General features: G+C 58.5%; 16 protein-coding genes. 12 read left to right on the forward strand and 4 right to left on the reverse strand.

Translation table 11 applies throughout. From position 1 onward, the window contains the following. The first annotated feature begins 146 nt into the window (after positions 1–146). The 5 genes from N5D22_RS14950 (at position 147) to N5D22_RS14970 (ending at position 6,629) form a co-directional block, all read left to right on the forward strand. Positions 147–497: a P-II family nitrogen regulator gene (locus N5D22_RS14950; RefSeq protein WP_004444057.1), complete on the forward strand. Its 351-nt coding sequence runs from the start codon at positions 147–149 to the stop codon at positions 495–497. 29 nt (positions 498–526) lie between these two features. After that, positions 527–1,939: an ammonium transporter gene (locus N5D22_RS14955; RefSeq protein WP_279656558.1), complete on the forward strand. Its 1,413-nt coding sequence runs from the start codon at positions 527–529 to the stop codon at positions 1,937–1,939. 217 nt (positions 1,940–2,156) lie between these two features. Continuing rightward, the gene (locus N5D22_RS14960; RefSeq protein ID WP_279656557.1) at positions 2,157–4,820 is read left to right on the forward strand and encodes a DNA translocase FtsK; all 2,664 of its coding nucleotides are present in this window, start codon (positions 2,157–2,159) and stop codon (positions 4,818–4,820) included. Between the two features lie 167 nt (positions 4,821–4,987). Beyond that, positions 4,988–5,665: an outer membrane lipoprotein carrier protein LolA gene (locus N5D22_RS14965; RefSeq protein WP_279656556.1), complete on the forward strand. Its 678-nt coding sequence runs from the start codon at positions 4,988–4,990 to the stop codon at positions 5,663–5,665. A 160-nt stretch (positions 5,666–5,825) separates the two neighbouring features. Further along, positions 5,826–6,629: an exodeoxyribonuclease III gene (locus tag N5D22_RS14970; RefSeq protein WP_279656555.1), complete on the forward strand. Its 804-nt coding sequence runs from the start codon at positions 5,826–5,828 to the stop codon at positions 6,627–6,629. Positions 6,630–6,650: 21 nt separating this feature from the next. Here N5D22_RS14970 and N5D22_RS14975 read toward each other — a convergent pair whose 3' ends face one another. Both N5D22_RS14975 and N5D22_RS14980 read right to left on the reverse strand, forming a co-directional pair. After that, positions 6,651–7,106, reverse strand: a complete 456-nt coding sequence (locus tag N5D22_RS14975) for a cyclic nucleotide-binding domain-containing protein (protein WP_279656554.1) — start codon at positions 7,104–7,106, stop codon at positions 6,651–6,653. Between the two features lie 152 nt (positions 7,107–7,258). Continuing rightward, on the reverse strand, positions 7,259–7,942 hold the full coding sequence (locus N5D22_RS14980) for a response regulator transcription factor (protein ID WP_279656553.1): 684 nt from the start codon (positions 7,940–7,942) through the stop codon (positions 7,259–7,261). A 284-nt stretch (positions 7,943–8,226) separates the two neighbouring features. On the opposite strand from N5D22_RS14980, the gene N5D22_RS14985 reads away from it, so the two are divergent. Then, on the forward strand, positions 8,227–8,730 hold the full coding sequence (locus tag N5D22_RS14985) for a L,D-transpeptidase (RefSeq protein ID WP_279656552.1): 504 nt from the start codon (positions 8,227–8,229) through the stop codon (positions 8,728–8,730). Between the two features lie 71 nt (positions 8,731–8,801). Here N5D22_RS14985 and N5D22_RS14990 read toward each other — a convergent pair whose 3' ends face one another. Then, a complete protein-coding gene (locus tag N5D22_RS14990; protein ID WP_003505223.1) occupies positions 8,802–9,371 on the reverse strand; it encodes a CarD family transcriptional regulator in 570 nt (189 codons plus the stop codon). Between the two features lie 542 nt (positions 9,372–9,913). Between N5D22_RS14990 and N5D22_RS14995 the strand changes: the two genes are divergently transcribed. Both N5D22_RS14995 and N5D22_RS15000 read left to right on the forward strand, forming a co-directional pair. Continuing rightward, positions 9,914–14,674 (forward strand): NAD-glutamate dehydrogenase, encoded by a 4,761-nt coding sequence (locus N5D22_RS14995; protein WP_279656551.1) that lies wholly within the window; start codon positions 9,914–9,916, stop codon positions 14,672–14,674. 113 nt (positions 14,675–14,787) lie between these two features. Beyond that, positions 14,788–16,164: an MFS transporter gene (locus N5D22_RS15000; protein ID WP_279656550.1), complete on the forward strand. Its 1,377-nt coding sequence runs from the start codon at positions 14,788–14,790 to the stop codon at positions 16,162–16,164. 59 nt (positions 16,165–16,223) lie between these two features. Here N5D22_RS15000 and phaR read toward each other — a convergent pair whose 3' ends face one another. Then, the gene (gene phaR / locus N5D22_RS15005; protein ID WP_003520279.1) at positions 16,224–16,799 is read right to left on the reverse strand and encodes a polyhydroxyalkanoate synthesis repressor PhaR; all 576 of its coding nucleotides are present in this window, start codon (positions 16,797–16,799) and stop codon (positions 16,224–16,226) included. A 243-nt stretch (positions 16,800–17,042) separates the two neighbouring features. Between phaR and N5D22_RS15010 the strand changes: the two genes are divergently transcribed. The 4 genes from N5D22_RS15010 to bfr all read left to right on the forward strand — a co-directional run bounded on the left by N5D22_RS15010 (position 17,043) and on the right by bfr (position 20,106). Further along, positions 17,043–18,224 carry an acetyl-CoA C-acetyltransferase gene (locus N5D22_RS15010; RefSeq protein ID WP_279656549.1) on the forward strand — a complete coding sequence of 394 codons (1,182 nt, stop codon included), beginning with the start codon at positions 17,043–17,045 and terminating at the stop codon, positions 18,222–18,224. 127 nt (positions 18,225–18,351) lie between these two features. After that, positions 18,352–19,077, forward strand: a complete 726-nt coding sequence (phbB, locus tag N5D22_RS15015; RefSeq protein WP_279656548.1) for an acetoacetyl-CoA reductase — start codon at positions 18,352–18,354, stop codon at positions 19,075–19,077. Positions 19,078–19,343: 266 nt separating this feature from the next. Next, positions 19,344–19,655, forward strand: coding sequence for a (2Fe-2S)-binding protein (locus N5D22_RS15020; protein ID WP_279656547.1), 312 nt, complete (start codon positions 19,344–19,346; stop codon positions 19,653–19,655). Then, the gene (gene bfr, locus N5D22_RS15025; protein WP_279656546.1) at positions 19,621–20,106 is read left to right on the forward strand and encodes a bacterioferritin; all 486 of its coding nucleotides are present in this window, start codon (positions 19,621–19,623) and stop codon (positions 20,104–20,106) included. Before N5D22_RS15020 ends, bfr begins: the two co-directional genes overlap by 35 nt. The last annotated feature ends 19 nt before the right edge of the window (positions 20,107–20,125 follow it).

Below are 20,125 nucleotides of genomic sequence, written 5' to 3' on the forward strand. Positions count from 1 at the left end.
CAGACGCCTGTCATATAAATTTTATATTTCAATAAGTTAGAAGAACCATCCAAAACTGGCACGCCCTTTGAATGTATCTCCGCAGTCGCTGTTACTGATCTGCCAGCGGCAAGGAGAGTCGGCTCCGCGCCGAGGACAAACAAAGGATGGGAAACCAGATGAAAATTGTGATGGCCATTATCAAGCCGTTCAAGCTGGATGAGGTGCGCGAGGCGCTTACCGGTGTCGGCATCCAGGGCCTGACCGTGACCGAGGTGAAGGGTTACGGACGCCAGAAGGGGCATACCGAAATTTATCGCGGCACGGAATATGCGGTGAGCTTCCTTCCCAAACTGAAGATCGAGATCGCAGTTCCATCCGACGTCGTCGACAAGGCCGTCGAGGCGATCGCGTCTGCGGCAAAGACCGGGCAGATCGGTGACGGCAAGATCTTCGTCTACTCTATCGAACAGGCCGTGCGCATCCGTACCGGCGAAACCAACACAGAAGCGCTTTGAAGCACGGCTGACAGGGGAGTTTTCCAACTATGCAACTCAACAAGTTTTTGACGCTCGGCAAGCTGGGCGCCGGTGCGGCGGCCCTGATGGCCCCCGCCATCGCCTTTGCCCAGGAGGCTGCGCCGGCAGCAGCCGCACCGGCAATGACGGTCGACAAGGGTGACACCACCTGGATGCTGATCTCGACAATCCTCGTCCTTCTCATGATCGTACCCGGCCTGGCGCTTTTTTATGGTGGCCTCGTGCGCACCAAAAACATGCTGTCGGTTCTGATGCAGGTCATGATGATTGCGGCCGTCGCCATGATCATCTGGGTCACATACGGCTATTCGCTCGCTTTCACGGATGGCGGCTCGCTCAACAGCTTCGTCGGCGGCTTCTCGAAGATGTTCCTTGCCGGTGTCGATACGACGACCCTGTCGGAAAGCTTCACCAAGGGCGCGGCCATTCCTGAACTGGTCTTCGTCTGCTTCCAGATGACATTTGCCGCCATCACACCGGCGCTGATCGTCGGCGCATTTGCCGAACGAATCAAATTTTCGGCTGTCATCCTCTTTACCATCCTGTGGCTGACCTTCGTTTATTTCCCGATCGCGCACATGGTCTGGTTCTGGGGCGGCCCGAGCGCCTATGACGGCCCGACCGGCCTTATCTTCGGTTTCGGCGCAATCGACTTTGCCGGCGGCACCGTCGTTCACATCAATGCCGGTATTGCCGGTCTCGTTGGCGCCATCATGGTCGGAAAGCGCACAGGCTTCGGCAAAGACATGATGGCTCCGCACTCCATGACGCTGACCATGGTCGGCGCGGCCCTTCTTTGGGTGGGCTGGTTCGGCTTCAACGCCGGTTCCAATCTGGAATCCAATGCTTACGCCGCACTTGCGATGATCAACACCTTCGTTGCAACAGCTGGCGCCATCGTTTCCTGGGCGCTGGTTGAAAACTTCACCCGTGGCAAAGCCTCCATGCTTGGCGCTGCTTCCGGCGCCGTCGCCGGTCTCGTCGTTATTACGCCTGCCGCCGGTTTCGTCGGTCCGATGGGCGCAATCATCATGGGCCTCATCGTTTCTCCTGCCTGCTACTTCTTCGTCTCCACCGTGAAGAACAAGTTCGGCTATGACGATACGGCGGACGTCTTTGGTGTACACGGCATAGGCGGTATTCTCGGCGCCCTGCTCACCGGCGTATTCGTCAATCCGGCTCTCGGCGGCGCCGGCATCGTGGATTATTCCACGGCCGACTTCGCAGCCAGCTACGCAGGTACGGCAACGCAGGTATGGGCGCAGGCCAAGGGCGTCCTCGTAACGATCCTGTGGTCCGGTATCGGCTCCGCCATCCTCTACAAGATCGTCGATGTGATCGTCGGCCTCAGGGTTCCGGTCGAAGCCGAGCGCGAAGGTCTCGACCTCGCGACCCACGGCGAAGCCGCCTACCATTCTTGATATCAGGGAAAAGGGTTTCTCCATCCCTTTCCCAAAAGGAAGGCCCGCTCCGGCGGGCCTTTTTCTTTGCCGCCAATCTGCGACCGGCCTCAAAAAACCGCATGGTTAACACGACATTAACCAGCGAGCGGTTAGTTTTCCCTGTCAATCCGGGATCAGGTCTCCTGCCGGGATCTTGCCGAAACCACAAAACAACGGGTTCAGGGACATGGGCAGAATGCATTCTCCGACATTCGATGGTCGTCACACGCGCTTCGTGTTGACGGCGTTTTTCGTGCGTCAGATCATGGCTCTCGCCGGTTTCGCCCTGCTGGCCACGATTTCGCTCGGTATTGCCGCACTCGCGACATGGAACGTGGCGGATCCGAGCCTCTCCTACGCCACGGGAAACCAACCCACCAATCTCCTGGGTTACAGCGGCGCGATCTTCGCCGATATCGTGATGCAGTTCCTCGGGCTTTCCGCCATCATCTCGCTCCTGCCCGTCATCGCCTGGGCGATCGCCCTGATCGCCGGACGCAGGTTCAATCGCATACCCGCCCGTATCGTCGCCTGGATTGCAGGCGCCATCGTCTGCGCCGCGTCGCTCGGCTGTTTTCCGGCTCCCGTCACGTGGCCCCTGCCGAACGGCATCGGCGGCGTCATCGGTGACATGATCCTGCGCTTTCCCGCCCTTTTCATCGGTGCCTACCCTACCGGCACCATTGCCACGGTACTGGGTGTCATATTTGCAGCGCCAGCCGCCTGGCTGATGCTGTTTGCAGCCGGTATTGTCGGCGGCCTGGATGATGAACTCGAGCGGGAAGATACCGCCCCGGTCGCCAGCAAGGCCCGCGCCGCCCGCGAGGCCGAAGAGGACGATGAAGACGACGGCGAAGGCTTCTTCGCCAACATGCTCGCCTTCGGCGCGCTGGCGCATTACTGGTATATCACCCAGGCGCGTTTCCGCCGACTGTTCGGCCTGAAGTCGAAATCCCTGCAGGACGAATTCGAACACCCCTACGATTTCAACGAATATGAATTCGGGACGCTGAACGAACCTTCGCGCCTCAAGACCGCGATCAACCGCCTCGACCAGCGCGCGGAACCGTCCTTCGAAGAACGCGCCGCATCGCGCCGGCAGATGTCTCCCCCATCCATCGCGCTCGATCACGACGACGAGATGGATGATGAGCCGCCCTTCGACGCGGACGGACGCCGCCTGCCGAACGGCATTCTATCCGACGAAGAAACCGACCAGAAATTCACCGCCAGACAGGCGCCTGGACGTGGGCAGCCCAGAATAACCGCCCCTTCCGCACGCCCGAAGCCAAGCGAGCGCGTGGCGCGTGAAGCGCAGGCCTCCTTCATCGCCGCCGACGGTTTCCAGCTGCCCACCGTCCATCTTCTGGCCGAACCGAAGAATGTCGTGCGCGACAACATGCTGAGTGAAGAAGTGCTGGAGCAGAATGCCCGCCTTCTGGAGGGTGTTCTCGAGGATTTCGGCGTCAAGGGCGAAATCATCCATGTTCGGCCCGGCCCGGTCGTCACGCTTTATGAACTGGAACCCGCGCCCGGCATCAAATCCTCGCGTGTCATCGGTCTTGCCGATGACATCGCCCGCTCCATGAGCGCGATTGCCGCCCGTGTCGCCGTCGTTCCCGGCCGCAATGCCATCGGCATCGAACTGCCGAACCAGACGCGCGAAACCGTGTTCCTGCGGGAACTGATCGGCAGCCGCGATTTCGAAAACAGCAAGGCAAAGCTTGCCATGGCGCTCGGCAAGACCATCGGCGGCGAGCCTGTTATCGCCGATCTTGCCAAGATGCCGCATCTTCTCGTCGCCGGCACCACCGGCTCGGGCAAGTCGGTCGCCATCAACACCATGATCCTGTCGCTGCTCTACCGCATGTCGCCGGAACAGTGCCGCCTGATCATGATCGACCCTAAAATGCTGGAATTGTCGATCTATGACGGCATTCCGCACCTGCTTTCCCCTGTGGTCACCGATCCGAAAAAGGCCGTCGTGGCGCTCAAGTGGACGGTGCGCGAGATGGAGGAGCGCTACAAGAAGATGTCGAAGATCGGCGTGCGCAACATCGACGGCTTCAACAGCCGCGTGCAGCAGGCGCTCGACAAGGGCGAAATCCTCACCCGCACGGTGCAGACCGGTTTCGACCGCCAGACCGGCGAGGCGATCTACGAGACGGAAGAATTCGACCTGAAGCCCCTGCCCTATATCGTCGTCATCATCGACGAGATGGCAGACCTGATGATGGTCGCCGGCAAGGACATCGAAGGCGCGGTGCAGCGCCTGGCGCAGATGGCGCGCGCCGCCGGCATCCACGTCATCATGGCCACCCAGCGTCCGTCGGTCGATGTCATCACCGGCACGATCAAGGCCAACTTCCCGACCCGCATCTCGTTCCAGGTCACCTCGAAGATCGACAGCCGCACGATCCTTGGCGAGCAGGGCGCCGAGCAGCTGCTCGGCATGGGCGACATGCTCTATATGGCAGGCGGCGGGCGCATCCAGCGCGTGCACGGCCCCTTCGTCTCGGATAATGAGGTGGAGGAAATCGTCGCCTATCTGAAGACACAGGGCGCACCGGAATATCTGGAAGCAATCACCGAGGAAGATGACGAGGAAGGCAATGGCGGCGGCCCGGCCGGCGCCGGCAATTTCTCCGATTCCGAGGACCCCTACGATCAGGCCGTGGCCGTCGTACTTCGCGATGGCAAGGCCTCCACCTCCTATGTGCAGCGACGTCTCGGCATCGGTTACAACCGCGCTGCCTCGCTGATCGAGCGCATGGAGCAGGAGGGCATCATCGGCCCCGCCAACCACGCCGGAAAACGCGAAATACTCGTGCCGACGGAAGCAGACATCATCGAGCGGTAATACATGTCGCCCGAAAGTGTGTAGCGGTTTCGGGATAACGACATGCACAAAGCAGAGGCCCGATGCGCCGGGCAACCATGCGGGGCCGAGAAGCGTTATTACACGCTTTCAACGTCATGAAGCCGCCGCCTTTTATGCGGACAATCGCTGCGATGAAGGAGAATAGAATGAACGACCTCACCATCGGCGAAACGACCAACGCAAACACGCCGCAAAACGGCGTGACGCGTCGCGGCGTGCTGACGGCATTTTCCATGGCCGCAATCATGGCCGGCCTGTCGCCGCTCGATGCATTTGCCCAGGCAGCCGGCAATAGCAGCGCAACCGCACAGAAGATCGCCAATCACTTCTCATCGGTCAAAACCATGATGGGGGAATTTGTCCAGTTCGGCCCGCGCGGCGAACAGACTGGCGGCAAGTTCTATATCGAACGCCCCGGCAAGCTCCGCTTCAACTATGAAGACCCCTCGCCCATGCGCGTCATCGCCGATGGCAAAAACGTCGTCATCGGCAACATGAAGCTGAAGACATGGGATCTTTACCCGCTTTCCAAGACCCCGCTCAGCCTGCTTCTCTCCGACAAGATCGATCTCGGCAACCAGAAAGTCCGTGACGTGAAGGAAGAATCGGACCTGACCACCATCGTGCTTGGCGACAAGAGCGTCTTCGGCGATTCCACCATTACCCTGATGTTCGACCCGAAAACCTTCGATCTGAGGCAATGGACGACGACTGACGCGCAGAACAAGGACACGACCGTCATGATTTTCAACGTCCAGACCGGCGTGAACCTCGATGAACGCGTCTTCAACATCAATTACGAAGAAGTTCGCAAAGGCGGCTGAGACGTTTGGCCACGGAAACTTTTCGAAAGGCGGCCCTGCGGCCGCCTTTTTCATTTCAGCGCTAAAATAAATTCCCGTTTTCATCGCGATGTTATAAGCCTGCGCCCCGGAAACATGTCACGGGCCATGCGGTTCGCGGCAGTAAAAGCGGAGCACATGCATGTCGTTTTCGATAACCACCTGGAACATCAACTCCGTCAGGCTCAGAATGCCGATCGTTGAGCAGTTTCTCGTGCGCTACAAGCCCGACATTCTCTGCCTGCAGGAAACCAAATGCCCGAATGGCGAATTTCCGATGAAACCGCTGAAGGCGCTCGGTTATGAGCACGTCATCATCCACGGCCAGAAAGGCTATCACGGCGTCGCCATCGCCTCGAAAATTCCGCTGATCGAAGACCACCGCCAGGACTATTGCGGTATCGGCGATGCGCGGCACATTTCCGCGATTTTTGAGGTCGGATCGCGCCGTGTGCGACTGCATAACTTCTACGTGCCGGCCGGCGGCGACGAACCCGACCGGTCGATAAACCCGAAATTCGGCCACAAGCTCGATTTCATCGAGGAAATGAAGGCGCTTCGCGCCGATGGCGTGCCCGGCACCTCATCCATTCTCGTCGGCGATCTCAACATTGCACCGCTTGAAAACGACGTCTGGTCGCACAAACAGTTGCTGAAGATCGTCAGCCATACGCCGGTGGAAACCGAGGGAATGCTCGACATCATGAAGAAGGGCAACTGGCTCGATCTGATGCGGCTGAACGTGCCGGAGACGGAAAAGATCTATACTTGGTGGAGCTACCGCGCCAAGGATTGGGAAGCTGCTGATCGCGGCCGCCGTCTCGACCACATCTGGTCATCGCAGGATCTCGGCCCCTCGCTTGAAAAAATCGACATATTGCGCGAGGCCCGCGGCTGGAACCGGCCATCAGACCATGTTCCCGTCACCGCCCATTTCCGGTTCTGAACCACTACGTTTGACTTGATGTCAGGCGAAGCGGTTCTGCAAACGGGCCGCACCCGCCGCCAGGGCCGCTATATTGTCGCGAATGCGCGCCGATACGATATCGGCAACCTCCGGAAACTCCTCCACCAGCCGGTGGAAGAGGATGCGGGTTATCCGGATGACTTCGGAATCCTCGGCTGCGACGGCGGTGAACTTTCGTTCGCAGAGCGTGAATAGCGCAAGTTCCGAAAGCAGCGCACCCTTGCCGGGCGTCGCCTGCAGCACGGGCTTGCCGTCCCGCCCGGCGGTGAACAGTTCGAAATGGCCTGATGTCACGGCGAAGGCGCATTCCGCCGGCGAATGTTCCCGGAACAATGTCTGTCCCGCCGAGACACGACGGCGTTCCGCGCCGAAGGCGATGAGCCGCAACTGATCGTCGCTGAACCCGGCGAATAGCGGCACTTGCCCCAGCAGAATGATGTCGTCCGTCAAGGCCATGTCGATTGCTACTCCGGGAAACCGCCTGCATCACTATAGCGGTTTTCCAATATCAGCCTTCAAAATACAAGATATTAGAACGCCGCGCACCTTTTCGGATGCGCAGCTCGGTTTTTCAAACATGACATGTGACGATGAAAAAGACGCCCGTGTCAGGGAACGATCTTGTAGCCGCCGTTCTCTGTCACCAGAATTTCGGCGTTGGACGGGTCGCGCTCGATCTTCTGACGCAGGCGGTAGACATGCGTTTCGAGCGTATGCGTGGTCACGCCGGAATTGTAACCCCAGACCTCTTCAAGCAGGACATCGCGGGTCACGACGGTGCTGCCGGCACGGTAGAGATAACGAATGATCGCGGCTTCCTTTTCCGTCAGCCGGATTTTCTTGCCGTCTTCGGTCGTCAGCAGCTTCTGGCTGGGCTTGAACTGATAGGGACCGACGGTAAAGACCGCGTCCTCGCTCTGTTCATATTGACGCAGCTGCGCCCGGATGCGCGCCAGAAGCACGGCGAAGCGGAACGGCTTCGTCACATAGTCATTGGCCCCGGCTTCGAGCCCGAGGATCGTATCGGAATCGGTGTCATGCCCGGTCAGCATGATGATCGGCGCCTTGAAGCCAGCCTTGCGCAGCAGCTTCACCGCCTCACGGCCGTCCATATCCGGAAGGCCGACATCCATGATGAGAAGATCGACCTGGGCGGTCTTTGCAGTCTGCATTGCCTGCGCAGCATTTGCGCCGCTCAGAAGTGAGAATTCCTCATAAGGAGACAGTTGCTCGGTCAGCGTCTCCCGAAGATCGTCGTCATCGTCCACCAGAAGGATAGTGCGAGCCGTCATTCGGAGTCTCAGCCTTTCTTACTTTAGCGCACCGGCCGAAAATCGCGCACGATTTCGGAAATCACAATGCCCAGTTTAAAAGAGTTAGAGCGTTTCCCATACATCCAAAAAGACGCACGGTGCTCTAATTGTCAGCCAATTCAGCGGTTTGCCGATAAAAGGTCAACCCATTGCCATGATATTACGAAGTGCTATGACTTCACGTTAGATAACCTGCAAAGCAAAATCTCGTGAAAAACATGAGCAAACAGCCCCTAAAGCAACATAAACGCGCATTGACGCTCATGGTTCGGCCTGCCCCTTTGAAAATAAGCCGGGCGATCGTTCAGCTCGGACATCTCACCTTTCCCGCCGCAATCGGACGCAACGGACGCACCGTGCTGAAACGCGAGGGAGACGGAAAATCACCCATTTCCACCACCCGCCTGCTATACGGTTTTTATCGTGGCGACCGAAACGCCGCTATCGCCACGGCACTGCCGATGCAGCGGACGAGAAAGTCCATGCTGTGGTGCGACGAGCCGCGCAACGCCAATTACAACAGGCTGGTCAAGGCGCCCTTTGCATCGAGCCACGAGGAGATGATGCGCAGGGATGGTCTTTACGACGTCTGCCTGGTGCTCGACTGGAACATTACCTCGAGAAGCCGCAACCGCGGCTCGGCAATCTTCATGCATCTGATCCGGCCGGACTACGAGCCGACCGCCGGCTGCGTCGCCCTGGACCCGCGAGACATGCGCCGCATTCTGCCGCATCTGCGCGGCGGTGCCAAAATCCGCATTCTGTGATCTCCACGCCGCAATCGGCCAACAAAAAACCCGCCATTAAGGCGGGTTTTTTAGAGGGAAAAAGCCGGTTATTAAGCGGCTTCGTCCTGAGAATCGTCCTCTTCGACGGTCTTGCCGCGCTTGGGACCCTTGGCAAGGTTCACTTCCACCAGGCGAACAGCCTCGGTTTCGGACATCTTGTTGACGGCGGCGATTTCGCGCGCCATGCGGTCGAGAGCGGCTTCGTAAAGCTGACGCTCGGAATAGGACTGCTCCGGCTGGTTTTCCGCGCGGTAGAGATCGCGAACAACTTCCGCAATCGCGATGAGATCGCCGGAATTGATCTTCGCATCATATTCCTGCGCGCGGCGCGACCACATGGTACGCTTCACACGCGCCTTGCCCTGCACCACTTTCAGCGCCCGCTCGACAAAATCGCCTTCGGAAAGCTTGCGCATGCCGATGCTGACGGCTTTGGCGACGGGAACTTTAAGACGCATCTTGTCTTTTTCGAAATCAATGACAAAAAGCTCAAGCTTCATGCCAGCGACTTCTTGTTCCTCGATTGCAGAAATGGTACCGACACCATGAGCGGGATACACAATCGCTTCACCGGTCTTGAAACCGTGATGTGCTGGAGATTTCTTCTGCTGGGTCGTCATTCGTTCTAAAAACTCCCTGTTACATACCCGGCAATGCCGGGGTTGGGTCGGTCAGGCCCTGATGAGACGGGGGAACCGTCAGGTGACTCCGCACTGGTCCGGCCATGCACGCAAAAACACACCTTCCCGTCTTGCGGGGTTCGATAACGTAAACGCTCGATATGTCACGGAAACCGCGTGCAAAAGAGGTGTTGCTTTCGTGGTGTTTTTGGGCACACAAATGCCACGCTGTGGATCAGTATCGTTGGTGTACCACAAAAATAGGCGCAAATCAATAATTTGCTTCGACCGTGGCCGCAACATCACATGGCGGCCAAAGAACCGCCTATAAATTAGCCTCAGAAATACTGTCAAAATGCTTCGTGACAGGCCCTCGCGGCAAAAGGAGCAAAAAAATTTCGTTTCCTGAGTGAAGAAACACGAAAGCCTCTTAAACTCTTCGTAATTCCACGCCAATATCCGATTCGACTGAAAAGGCAAAATCCGCAAATTGGCGATGCTTTTTTACTTTAAAGTGTGATTTTTGGAGGAATCCGCGTCAAATGGGCTACAGAAATAATCCAAAACGCGAAAAACAGATCGAAAAAGCGCGTCAGCAGGCAATTGCCGAAAATGTCCAATTTCTTGATCCAGGTATTCTTTATGGAAGGGCAAGTGCCGACGATATAGAATATTATTCCGCGGAGATGCTGGCGGCAAGCGCGGCTCACAGTTTCGAGGCGCTTTCCCGCTGGAGCGGAGAGGCTCCTTATATCAGCATCACCCAGGTGGAAGGTGTCTCCCCGCGGGATATTCCGGTAACGGTCCTGACCATTATCGGCCGCAACATGCCTTTCCTTTACGATTCCGTCATGGGCGAGGTCACGAGCAGCTATCGCGGTCTTTATCTCGCCGTGCATCCAATATTGGTGCGCGACGAAAGTGCGCAGGCGGGCTATCGCCTCGCGGAACCCGAGGACGATCCGACCGAGAATATAAGCCTCATCCAGCTGCATATCGCGCCGCTGACGCAGCAGGCCGCCGCAACGCTGGAGGAACGGCTGCGCTTCGTGCTGGCGCAGGTCCAGTTCGCCTATCGGGACTGGCGGCCGATGCTGGCGAAACTCGATGAGGCGCTGGATGAATTGTCCAAGCGCGGCTCGTCGCGGCGCAAGACCGAGCGTGCGGAAGCCGTCGAATTCCTCAACTGGCTTCGCAACGACAATTTCACCTTCCTCGGCATGCGTGACTACACCTATTCCGGCAAGGGAAAGAACGCCAAGATCGAGCGCGGTGACGGCGTTGGCCTCGGCAGCCTCAGCGATCCGGATGTACGCGTGCTGCGCCTCGGCAAGAACGCCGTGACGACGACACCGGAAATCCTCGCCTTCCTCGACGGCCCGGATTTCCTCATTGTCACCAAGGCCAATGTGAAATCCATCGTGCACCGCCGCGCCTACATGGATTATATCGGTATCAAGCGCTTCGACGAGGACGGCAACGTCATCGGCGAATTGCGCATCGTCGGCCTCTTTACCGCCACCGCCTATACGCGCTCGGTCAAGCAGATACCGCTGCTGCGCGCCAAGGTCGCGGAAGTCGAGCGGCATTTCGGTTTCGACCCGAACAGCCACTCCGGTCGCATCCTGCAGAACACGCTGGAAGCCTATCCCCGTGACGATCTCTTCCAGATCGAAACCGATCTTCTGATCCGCTTCATCGAGCAGATCATGGAGCTGAGCGACCGGCCGCGCGTGCGTGTGCTCGCACGTATCGACCGTTTCGACCGCTTCGTTTCCGCCATTATCTTCGTGCCGCGCGAGGAATATAATTCTTACGTCCGCGAGAAGATCGGCGATTATCTGAGCAAGGTCTATGACGGGCATATTTCCGCCTATTACCCCGCCTTTCCGGAAGGCGCCGTCGCCCGCGTCCACTTCATCGTCGGCCGCACGGAAGGCAAGACGCCGCGCATCGCCCAGGACAAGCTGGAAGATGCCGTCAGCGATATCGCGGCACGCTGGATAGACCATTTCGTCGCCCTCTCCGAGCCGGGTGCGCCGGTGCTGGAGGTGGACCAAGCCTATCAGGAAGCCTTTACGCCGGAAGAGGCGATCGGCGATATGCCGGATATTCTGGGTGCGGCGAAGGGTGAGCCGGTCCGCATCGAGTTTTACCAGCAGGAAGGCCAGTCGGCCGAAACGCTGTCACTGAAGATTTTCCACCGCGACGGCCACCTGCCGCTTTCGCGCCGCGTGCCGCTGCTCGAGAATCTCGGTTTCAATGTCATTAGCGAGCGCACCTTCGATATCGGTGTCGTCCTGGACGGCGAAAAGCGCGACATCGTGCTGCATGATATGGAGCTATCCGTCGCCAAGGGAACGACGCTCGATCTGCCGCATTACGGACAGAAACTCGAAGAAGCTTTCCTCGCCGCCTTCTCCAGCAAGGTTGACAATGACAACTTCAACCGCCTGATCCTCGCCTGCGGCCTCACCGTGCGCGAAGTCTCCGTGCTGCGCGCCTATGCGCGTTATCTCCGCCAGACCGGCATCGTCTATTCGCAGGAGCATATTTCCGAAACGCTCTATAAATATCCGGCGATTTCCCGCAATATTTTCGCGCTGTTCAAGGCCGGCTTCGATCCGTCCGTCGATGAAAAGAAGCGGCTGAAAAAGCTCGCCGAAATACACAAGGCAATCGAAGCGGCTTTGAGCGGCGTTCCCAATCTCGATGAGGACCGCACCCTCAGACGTTACGTCAACGCCATCGACGCGACGCTGCGCACCAACTACTTCCAGAAAAATGCCGACGGTACGCCGCGTGACCTGTTGGCCTTCAAGTTCGATCCGAAACATCTGGATGGCCTGCCAGACCCGCGTCCCTTCCGCGAAATCTTCGTCTACGGCACCGAGGTCGAAGGCGTGCATCTGCGCTTCGGCAAGGTCGCGCGCGGCGGTCTGCGCTGGTCGGATCGCGGCCAGGATTACCGCACGGAAGTGCTCGGTCTCGTCAAGGCGCAACAGGTCAAGAATGCGGTGATCGTGCCTGTTGGCGCCAAGGGCGGCTTCTTCCCGAAGAACCTGCCGGCCGGCGGCTCCCGCGACGAGGTCTTTAATGCCGGCCGCGAGGCCTACAAGACCTATATCCGCACCCTGCTGTCCATCACCGACAATATCGTCGACGATGCCATCGTGCCGCCGGCCGATACGTTGCGACTGGATGGTGACGACCCCTATTTTGTCGTCGCCGCCGACAAGGGAACGGCGACCTTCTCCGATACGGCGAACGGCCTTGCCCATGAGGCCGGTTTCTGGCTGGACGACGCCTTCGCATCGGGCGGTTCGGCCGGTTACGACCACAAGAAGATGGGTATTACCGCCCGTGGCGCCTGGGAAACGGTAAAACGCCATTTCCGTGAAATGGACACCGACATCCAGACCACCCCCTTCACGGTGGCGGGTGTGGGCGATATGTCCGGTGACGTTTTCGGCAACGGCATGCTGCTGTCGGAAAAGATCAGGCTGATCGCCGCCTTCGATCACCGCGACATCTTCATCGATCCGGATCCCGACACCGACAGGTCCTTTGCCGAACGCAAGCGGCTTTTCGAACTGCCGCGTTCCAGCTGGCAGGATTACGATCGTTCGGCCCTCTCCGCCGGCGCGATGATCATTTCGCGCGCCGAAAAATCGGTGACGCTGACACCGGAAGCCGTGGCCGCCATCGGCATCGACAAGTCAGTCGCCACGCCCTTCGAGATCATGACGGCCATACTGAAGGCACCAACCGATCTTCTGTGGTTCGGCGGCATCGGCACCTACATCAAGGCGGCGGTGGAAACCAATGCCGAGGTGGGTGACAGGGCGAACGACCCCATCCGCGTCAACGCAACCGAGCTGCGCGCCAAGGTCATCGGCGAAGGCGCCAATCTCGGCATCACCCAGAAGGGGCGCATCGCCTATGCGCTTTCGGGCGGGCGATGCAATTCCGACGCCATCGATAACTCGGCCGGCGTGAACTCCTCGGACGTGGAGGTCAACATCAAGATCGCGCTTGCCTCCGCCGTTAACAGCGGTCGCCTGACGATGCCGAAACGCAACCAGCTTCTCGCTTCCATGACGCCGGAAGTGGCACAGCTGGTATTGCGCAACAACTACCTGCAATCGCTGGCGATCTCGCTGACGGAGCGGCTGGGCCTTTCGAACCGCGAAGAACTCGGCCGCCTGATGAGCGCGCTGGAGGCGACCGGACAACTGAACCGCAAGGTCGAGACCCTGCCGAACAATGCCGAATTCAGCGAAAGATACGCCACCGGCAAACCGCTGACCCGGCCGGAAATCGGCGTGCTCCTCTCCTATGCCAAGCTCACATTGTTCGATGCATTGGTGGCAAGCACGCTTCCCGACGAACCCTATCTCCAGCATCTTCTGGTCGATTATTTCCCGGCCAAGATGCAGAAGAACTATGCGGACGATATCAAGGCGCATCGTCTGCATCGCGAAATCGTCGCGACCGCGCTCGCCAATGCCGTCGTCAATCGCGGCGGCCCGGGCTTTGTGCAGAAACTTGCCGATGCGAGCGGCCTTCTGGCGGCCGACGTCGTCAAGGCTGCGGTGATCGTCGAGGATGGTTTCGGTCTCAAACGTCTGTGGAGCGAGGTCGACGCGCTTGACGGCAAGATCGGCGGTGAAGTCCAGAACGGGCTTTATGCCACGATCACGCGCATCTTCTCGGATGCGAGCAGGCTTTACCTGCAAACCGGGAGCGCGGGTGCGGCCGCAGGTGACATGGCGACCGAAATCGAGCGACTGAAAACCGCCATCAAGACCCTGTCACCGGCAGCGGCGAAGTATCGTCGCGAACTCGGCGTCACGGAAATCGACGGCGTTCCTTCCGGTCTTCTGGAGGAACTCGATACGCTTTCCCTGCTCGTCTATGTGCCGGAGATCATGCGCATCGCCGAAAGCGCCGGCACCACGCTTGCCCGCGCCGCCGAAAGCTATGCCACCGTCTCATCGACCTTCCGTGTCGCGCGCCTGCTGGATGCCAGCCAGCGCATCACGCCCGCCGATCACTATGAAAGTCTGGCGCTTCTGCGCAGTCAGGACCAGATTTCTTCGTCGAGACGGCGGATCGTTGTTTCCGCGCTCACGGAATATGCCAAGGAGAAAGACCCGGTTCAGGCCTGGTATGCGGCCGACCGCGTGCGCGTCAACCGTATCGTCTCCGAACTCGGCGCGCTCAGCGAAAGCGGCGACACAAACCTTGCCCGTCTGACGGTCGCGGCAGGGCTGCTTGGCGATATCGTTCAGGCACGCTGACCGGCAGTTTCGATAAAGCCATCCGGGTCGCAGGCCCGGATGGCGGCAGACAAAACGGGATGCAGCGGCATTCCGCATTTTATTCTCCCGCCGATTTTCCGATAGGACGATGAATGACTGTCCCTTCCCCAAATGCGGAAACAGTGGTTGCCAAACGCGGCATCTGGGGCTGGGTGATGTTCGACTGGGCGGCGCAGCCCTTCTTTACGGTCGTCACAACCTTCATTTTCGGCCCCTATTTCGTCGCCCGCCTCACCGATGATCCGATTTCGGCCCAGGCGACTTGGAGCAACATGGCGACGGTGTCGTCGATCATCATCGCCCTGTTCTCGCCCATCCTCGGCTCGATCGCCGACCAGTCCGGCGCACGCAAACCGTGGATCGCCTTTTTTGCCGTTATCAAGATCGTCAGCCTTTTCTTCCTCTGGTTTGCCGCGCCAGGCTCGCCGATCGTCCTGCCCGTCATCTGTATGATTTTCGCCTCCATCGCGGCGGAGTTTTCGATTGTCTTCAACGACTCGATGATGCCCCGGCTGACCAATCCGCAAAATGTCGGACGTATCTCCAATCTCGCCTGGGGGCTCGGTTATCTCGGCGGCATGGTGGTGCTGATTGCCGTGGTCACGCTGCTCGCCGCCAATCCGCAGACCGGGTTCACCATCGCCGGTATCAGGCCGCTTTTCGGTCTTGACCCCGCAACCGGAGAAGACGCCAGAATAACCGGCCCGCTCGCCGCGCTCTGGTACCTCATCTTCATTATGCCGATGTTTCTGCTGACCCCGGATGCGAAAAAGGGCCTGCCTTTTGGTGCCGCGATCCGCTCGGGACTGGGGGAGCTGAAGATAACCCTGCGCGAACTGCGCTATCGTCCCGTTCTGTTGCGGTTTCTGATCGCGCGCATGCTCTATCAGGATGGCGTCAATGGCGTGCTTATTTTGGGCGGAGCCTTTGCTGCCGGCATGTTCGGCTGGGCGACGATGGAAATCGGCCTCTTCGGTATTCTGCTTAACGTCGTCGCTATTGCCGGTTGTTTTGCCGCCGGGCGTATCGACCAGAAACTCGGCTCGCGCATCACCATCCTTATCAGTCTGGTGCTCCTGCTGCTGGCCACGCTCGGTATCGTCTCGACGGAAAAGGGCTCAACCCTGTTCGGCTTGATGCAATTGTCGACAGTGGATAATGGCGGCATTTTCGCTACAGGCGCGGAAAAGGCCTATCTTCTTTATGGCGTGCTGATCGGCTTCGCCTTCGGCCCGGTTCAAGCTTCGTCCCGCTCTTATCTCGCCCGCAATATCACCGTGGCGGAAGCGGGCCGCTATTTCGGCATCTACGCGCTTTCCGGACGGGCCACCAGCTTCATGGCGACGCTGTCATTTTCCATGGCAACCTATATGAGCGGTTCCGCCCATGTCGGCATGGCGACACTCATCGTGTTTCTGGGAGCAGGTTTCCTGCTGCTGTTGCGCGTTCCGGAAAGAGCAGCAGGCTGAAGATCTGAAGCAGCAACGATGCGATGGTCAGATTCGGCATCGGCCAGGGCCAAGCAGGATCAAAGCTGATCGAGCTTTTGCTGCAATGCGCGCAGCTGCGCCTTCAGCTCATCGATTTCGGAGGCGTTCGGCTTGCGGGTTTCCTTGGGCGCCTGCGGCATTGCGAAAGGCGTGAAACCCTGCATTGCCTGCCGGAACAGTTCCGTATTGCGGCGGATCTGCTCTTCCATCATTTGCAGCGGCGCCTGAAAATTGCGGGCAAGCGAGCCATCGCCGAAAGCCTTGGCCATATGCTCCTGCATCTGGCTCTGCTGGTCGGAAAAGGTCTTCATCGAATGTTCGAGAAATGTCGGCACGACCATCTGCATCTGGTCGCCGTAATAGGAGATCAGTTGCCGCAGAAACGCCGTCGGCAGCAACGTATTGCCGGTTTTGGCCTCCTGTTCGACGATGATCTGCGTCAGCACCGCGTGGGTAATATCTTCGGAGGACTTTGCATCCTGAACCTTGAAGTCCTCGCCGCGCTTGACCATCTGCGCCAGATCATCGAGCGTCACATAGGTGCTGGTGCCGGTGTTGTAGAGCCGCCGGTTGGCATATTTTTTGATGATTGTTTCGCCGTCGTGTTTCGCCATGCCCGCCTCCTCGCGATGATGGTATTTTCTTGTTTTTTGGTGTTATTGCTCTTCCCGGTGCAAAGTGTATGCGCAAAATGCGCTCTCTGACAAATGTTTTGTGCATCGCAACAGTTTGTTTTTTGCGCAGCAATTTTTCGCAAGATTCCGGTGTCATTTAGCAACATCTTTTAAAGCAACTTTCGCCATTTGACTTGTATTGAAAGCTTTGCCAGTCTCCGCCCGCAAGTGAGGAGAAAACTGATGACCCTGCCTTCAATCGTGATTGCCAGCGCCGCGCGCACTGCCGTCGGCTCTTTCAATGGCCACTTCGCCAATACGCCAGCCCACGAACTCGGGGCGACCGTCATCAGCGCCGTGCTGGAGCGCGCCGGTGTCGCAGCGAACGAAATCGATGAAGTCATTCTCGGTCAGGTCCTGACGGCGGGCGAGGGGCAGAACCCGGCGCGGCAGGCGGCAATGAGGGCTGGCATTCCGCAGGAAGCGACCGCCTTCGGCCTCAATCAGCTCTGTGGTTCGGGCCTGCGCACCGTCGCACTCGGCATGCAGCAGATCGCGACCGGCGATGCGAACATTGTCATCGCCGGCGGCCAGGAATCCATGTCCATGGCGCCTCACTGCGCCCATTTGCGCGGGGGCGTGAAGATGGGCGATTTCAAGATGATCGATACCATGTTGAAGGACGGCCTGACCGACGCCTTTTACGGCTATCACATGGGCATCACCGCCGAGAACATTGCGCGCCAATGGCAGCTTTCCCGCGATGAGCAGGATCAGTTTGCCGTCGCGTCGCAAAACAAGGCCGAAGCGGCGCAGAACGCCGGCCGTTTTGCCGATGAGATCGTGGCCTTTACGGTCAAAGGCCGCAAGGCCGATATCGTCATCGATGCGGATGAACATATCCGTCATGGCGCTTCGCTGGAAACCATGGCTAAACTGCGCCCCGCCTTCGACAAGGAGGGCACTGTCACAGCCGGCAACGCCTCCGGCCTGAATGACGGCGCAGCCGCAACGCTTCTGATGTCGGAACAAGAAGCGGCAAGGCGCGGCATCAAGCCGCTCGCCCGTATCGCCTCCTGGGCAACGGCGGGCGTCGATCCGCAGATCATGGGCACCGGGCCTATTCCCGCGTCCCGCAAGGCGCTGGCTAAGGCCGGCTGGTCAATCAACGATATCGGCCTTGTGGAGGCCAACGAAGCCTTTGCGGCCCAGTCCTGCGCCGTGGTGCGCGAACTTGGCCTCGATCCCGCTATCGTCAACGTCAATGGCGGGGCGATTGCCATCGGCCATCCGATCGGCGCCTCAGGTGCGCGCGTCCTGAACACCCTGATTTTCGAAATGCGCCGCCGTAACGTGTCCAAGGGCCTCGCAACGCTCTGCATCGGCGGTGGCATGGGTGTCGCCATGTGCATCGAAGCGCTCTGAAACCGCAGGCGCCGCTTCTCAAAAATCAATTCCGGTTCAACTGACAATAGGGTAGAAGCGGCCTCCCATTGGCCGCATTTCTGTGGCCCTTGAGCACCGCTAAAGCAGTTCTGGAGATGGAGGCGATATGAGCCGGGTTGCATTGATTTCCGGCGGGACGAGCGGCATAGGTGCTGCAATCGCCCGCGCCCTGCAGGCCGCCGGCTACCGGGTGGCCGTCAATTACGCCTTCACCACGGACAGGGCGGAAGCCTTTCAGAAGGAAACCGGTATCCCCGCATTTCAATGGGATGTCCGCGACTATGATGCCTGCGTAGATGGTATTGCAAAGGTGGAAGCAACCTTTGGTCCGGTCGAAGTCCTCGTCAACAATGCCGGCATCACCCGCGACGCGATGTTTCACAAGATGACGCCGCAGCAATGGCGTGAGGTAGTCGACACCAATCTTACTGGCGTCTTCAATATGACGCATCCCGTCTGGCCGGGCATGCGGGAGCGCGGCTTCGGGCGCATCGTCAATATCTCTTCCATCAATGGCCAGAAGGGCCAGGCAGGCCAGGCCAATTATTCCGCTTCGAAAGCGGGCGATATCGGCTTCACCAAGGCGCTGGCCCAGGAAGGCGCCAGCCGCAACATCACCGTCAACGCCATCTGCCCCGGCTATATCGGCACGGAGATGGTAAGAGCGATACCGGAGAAGGTTCTGGCTGAGCGGATCGTGCCGCAGATCCCTGTCGGGCGATTGGGCGAACCCGAAGAAATCGCGCGCTGCGTCCTGTTTCTGGTTTCCGACGAGGCCGGTTTCATCACCGGTTCGACGATGACGGCCAATGGCGGACAATATTTCGCCTGAGGCCATCCATCTCCGCCTTCCGGCCGCCCGAACTCAGTAAACTTTCCGTGATGCCAGCTTCGATAATTTTGCCGCGCACAAAAACTTGAAGACGAAACACCGGAATGATATGCGGCCTAAACCAATGAAAATACGATAGTTTTTGTATAGTTTAGAACGAGTCTAGAAAATCCTCGGAAACTCGCCAAGAGGTTTTTCTTGACATTTGCTGTCCTGTTTTGGTTTAAGAACGAAAACAACGTGTTGCGTCATACAGGCAGTCCATCATGCTGGTTTGCAGCTGCAATTACATCACCGATCATGACATCAGGGACGTCATCAACGAGCTCCTCGACGAGGACTGTTGGCAGCTCATCGTTCCTGCAAAAGTGTATCACGCCATGGAAAAACGCGGCCGCTGCTGCGGCTGTTTTCCGACCGTTGTCGACCTGATCATCAAAACCACCGAAGAATATCATGCCCGTCGCCACTCGACTGAGGCCGATGTTTTTGATTTTATGTCCCGCTTGAAGCAATTCCATGAAGACAACAGGAGAGCGGACATTGAAAGGCGACAAAAAAGTCATCGAGCGGCTTAACGAGGCCCTTTTTCTCGAACTCGGTGCGGTAAACCAGTACTGGCTTCATTATCGTTTGCTGGAAGACTGGGGCTACACGAAGCTCGCCAAGAAGGAACGTGCCGAATCCATCGAGGAAATGCAGCACGCCGACAAGTTGGTCGCACGAATCATCTTCCTTGAAGGCCATCCCAACCTTCAGACCGTCGCGCCCCTGCGCATCGGCCAGAACGTCAAGGAAGTCTTGGAATCCGACCTTGCCGGCGAATATGACGCCCGCACCTCCTACAAGAAATCGCGTGATATCTGTTCTGAGGCCGGAGACTACGTCTCCATGAAGCTTTTCGAAGAACTGCTGATCGACGAGGAAGGCCATATCGACTTTCTCGAAACCCAGCTCGAACTGCTCGGCAAGATCGGCGAAGAAAAATACGGCCAGCTTAACGCCGATTCCGCCAACGAAGCGGAATAAGCACTGGCAACAGGACAGA

It is taken from the genome of Agrobacterium sp. GD03872, assembly GCF_029840625.1.
GTDB lineage: Bacteria > Pseudomonadota > Alphaproteobacteria > Rhizobiales > Rhizobiaceae > Agrobacterium > Agrobacterium fabrum_A.

Excerpts from the sequence above, each read along its gene's own strand:
- N5D22_RS14960 (WP_279656557.1), top strand. The coding sequence starts at position 2,157 with ATGCATTCTCCGACATTCGATGGTCGTCACACGCGCTTCGTGTTGACG.
- N5D22_RS15020 (WP_279656547.1), top strand. The coding sequence starts at position 19,344 with ATGCTGGTTTGCAGCTGCAATTACATCACCGATCATGACATCAGGGAC.
- phaR (WP_003520279.1), bottom strand. The coding sequence starts at position 16,799 with ATGGCGAAACACGACGGCGAAACAATCATCAAAAAATATGCCAACCGG.
- N5D22_RS15000 (WP_279656550.1), top strand. The coding sequence starts at position 14,788 with ATGACTGTCCCTTCCCCAAATGCGGAAACAGTGGTTGCCAAACGCGGC.
- N5D22_RS14995 (WP_279656551.1), top strand. The coding sequence starts at position 9,914 with ATGGGCTACAGAAATAATCCAAAACGCGAAAAACAGATCGAAAAAGCG.
- N5D22_RS14975 (WP_279656554.1), bottom strand. The coding sequence starts at position 7,106 with ATGGCCTTGACGGACGACATCATTCTGCTGGGGCAAGTGCCGCTATTC.
- phbB (WP_279656548.1), top strand. The coding sequence starts at position 18,352 with ATGAGCCGGGTTGCATTGATTTCCGGCGGGACGAGCGGCATAGGTGCT.
- N5D22_RS14980 (WP_279656553.1), bottom strand. The coding sequence starts at position 7,942 with ATGACGGCTCGCACTATCCTTCTGGTGGACGATGACGACGATCTTCGG.
- N5D22_RS14965 (WP_279656556.1), top strand. The coding sequence starts at position 4,988 with ATGAACGACCTCACCATCGGCGAAACGACCAACGCAAACACGCCGCAA.
- N5D22_RS14955 (WP_279656558.1), top strand. The coding sequence starts at position 527 with ATGCAACTCAACAAGTTTTTGACGCTCGGCAAGCTGGGCGCCGGTGCG.
- N5D22_RS14990 (WP_003505223.1), bottom strand. The coding sequence starts at position 9,371 with ATGACGACCCAGCAGAAGAAATCTCCAGCACATCACGGTTTCAAGACC.
- N5D22_RS14985 (WP_279656552.1), top strand. The coding sequence starts at position 8,227 with ATGGTTCGGCCTGCCCCTTTGAAAATAAGCCGGGCGATCGTTCAGCTC.
- N5D22_RS14970 (WP_279656555.1), top strand. The coding sequence starts at position 5,826 with ATGTCGTTTTCGATAACCACCTGGAACATCAACTCCGTCAGGCTCAGA.
- N5D22_RS14950 (WP_004444057.1), top strand. The coding sequence starts at position 147 with ATGGGAAACCAGATGAAAATTGTGATGGCCATTATCAAGCCGTTCAAG.
- N5D22_RS15010 (WP_279656549.1), top strand. The coding sequence starts at position 17,043 with ATGACCCTGCCTTCAATCGTGATTGCCAGCGCCGCGCGCACTGCCGTC.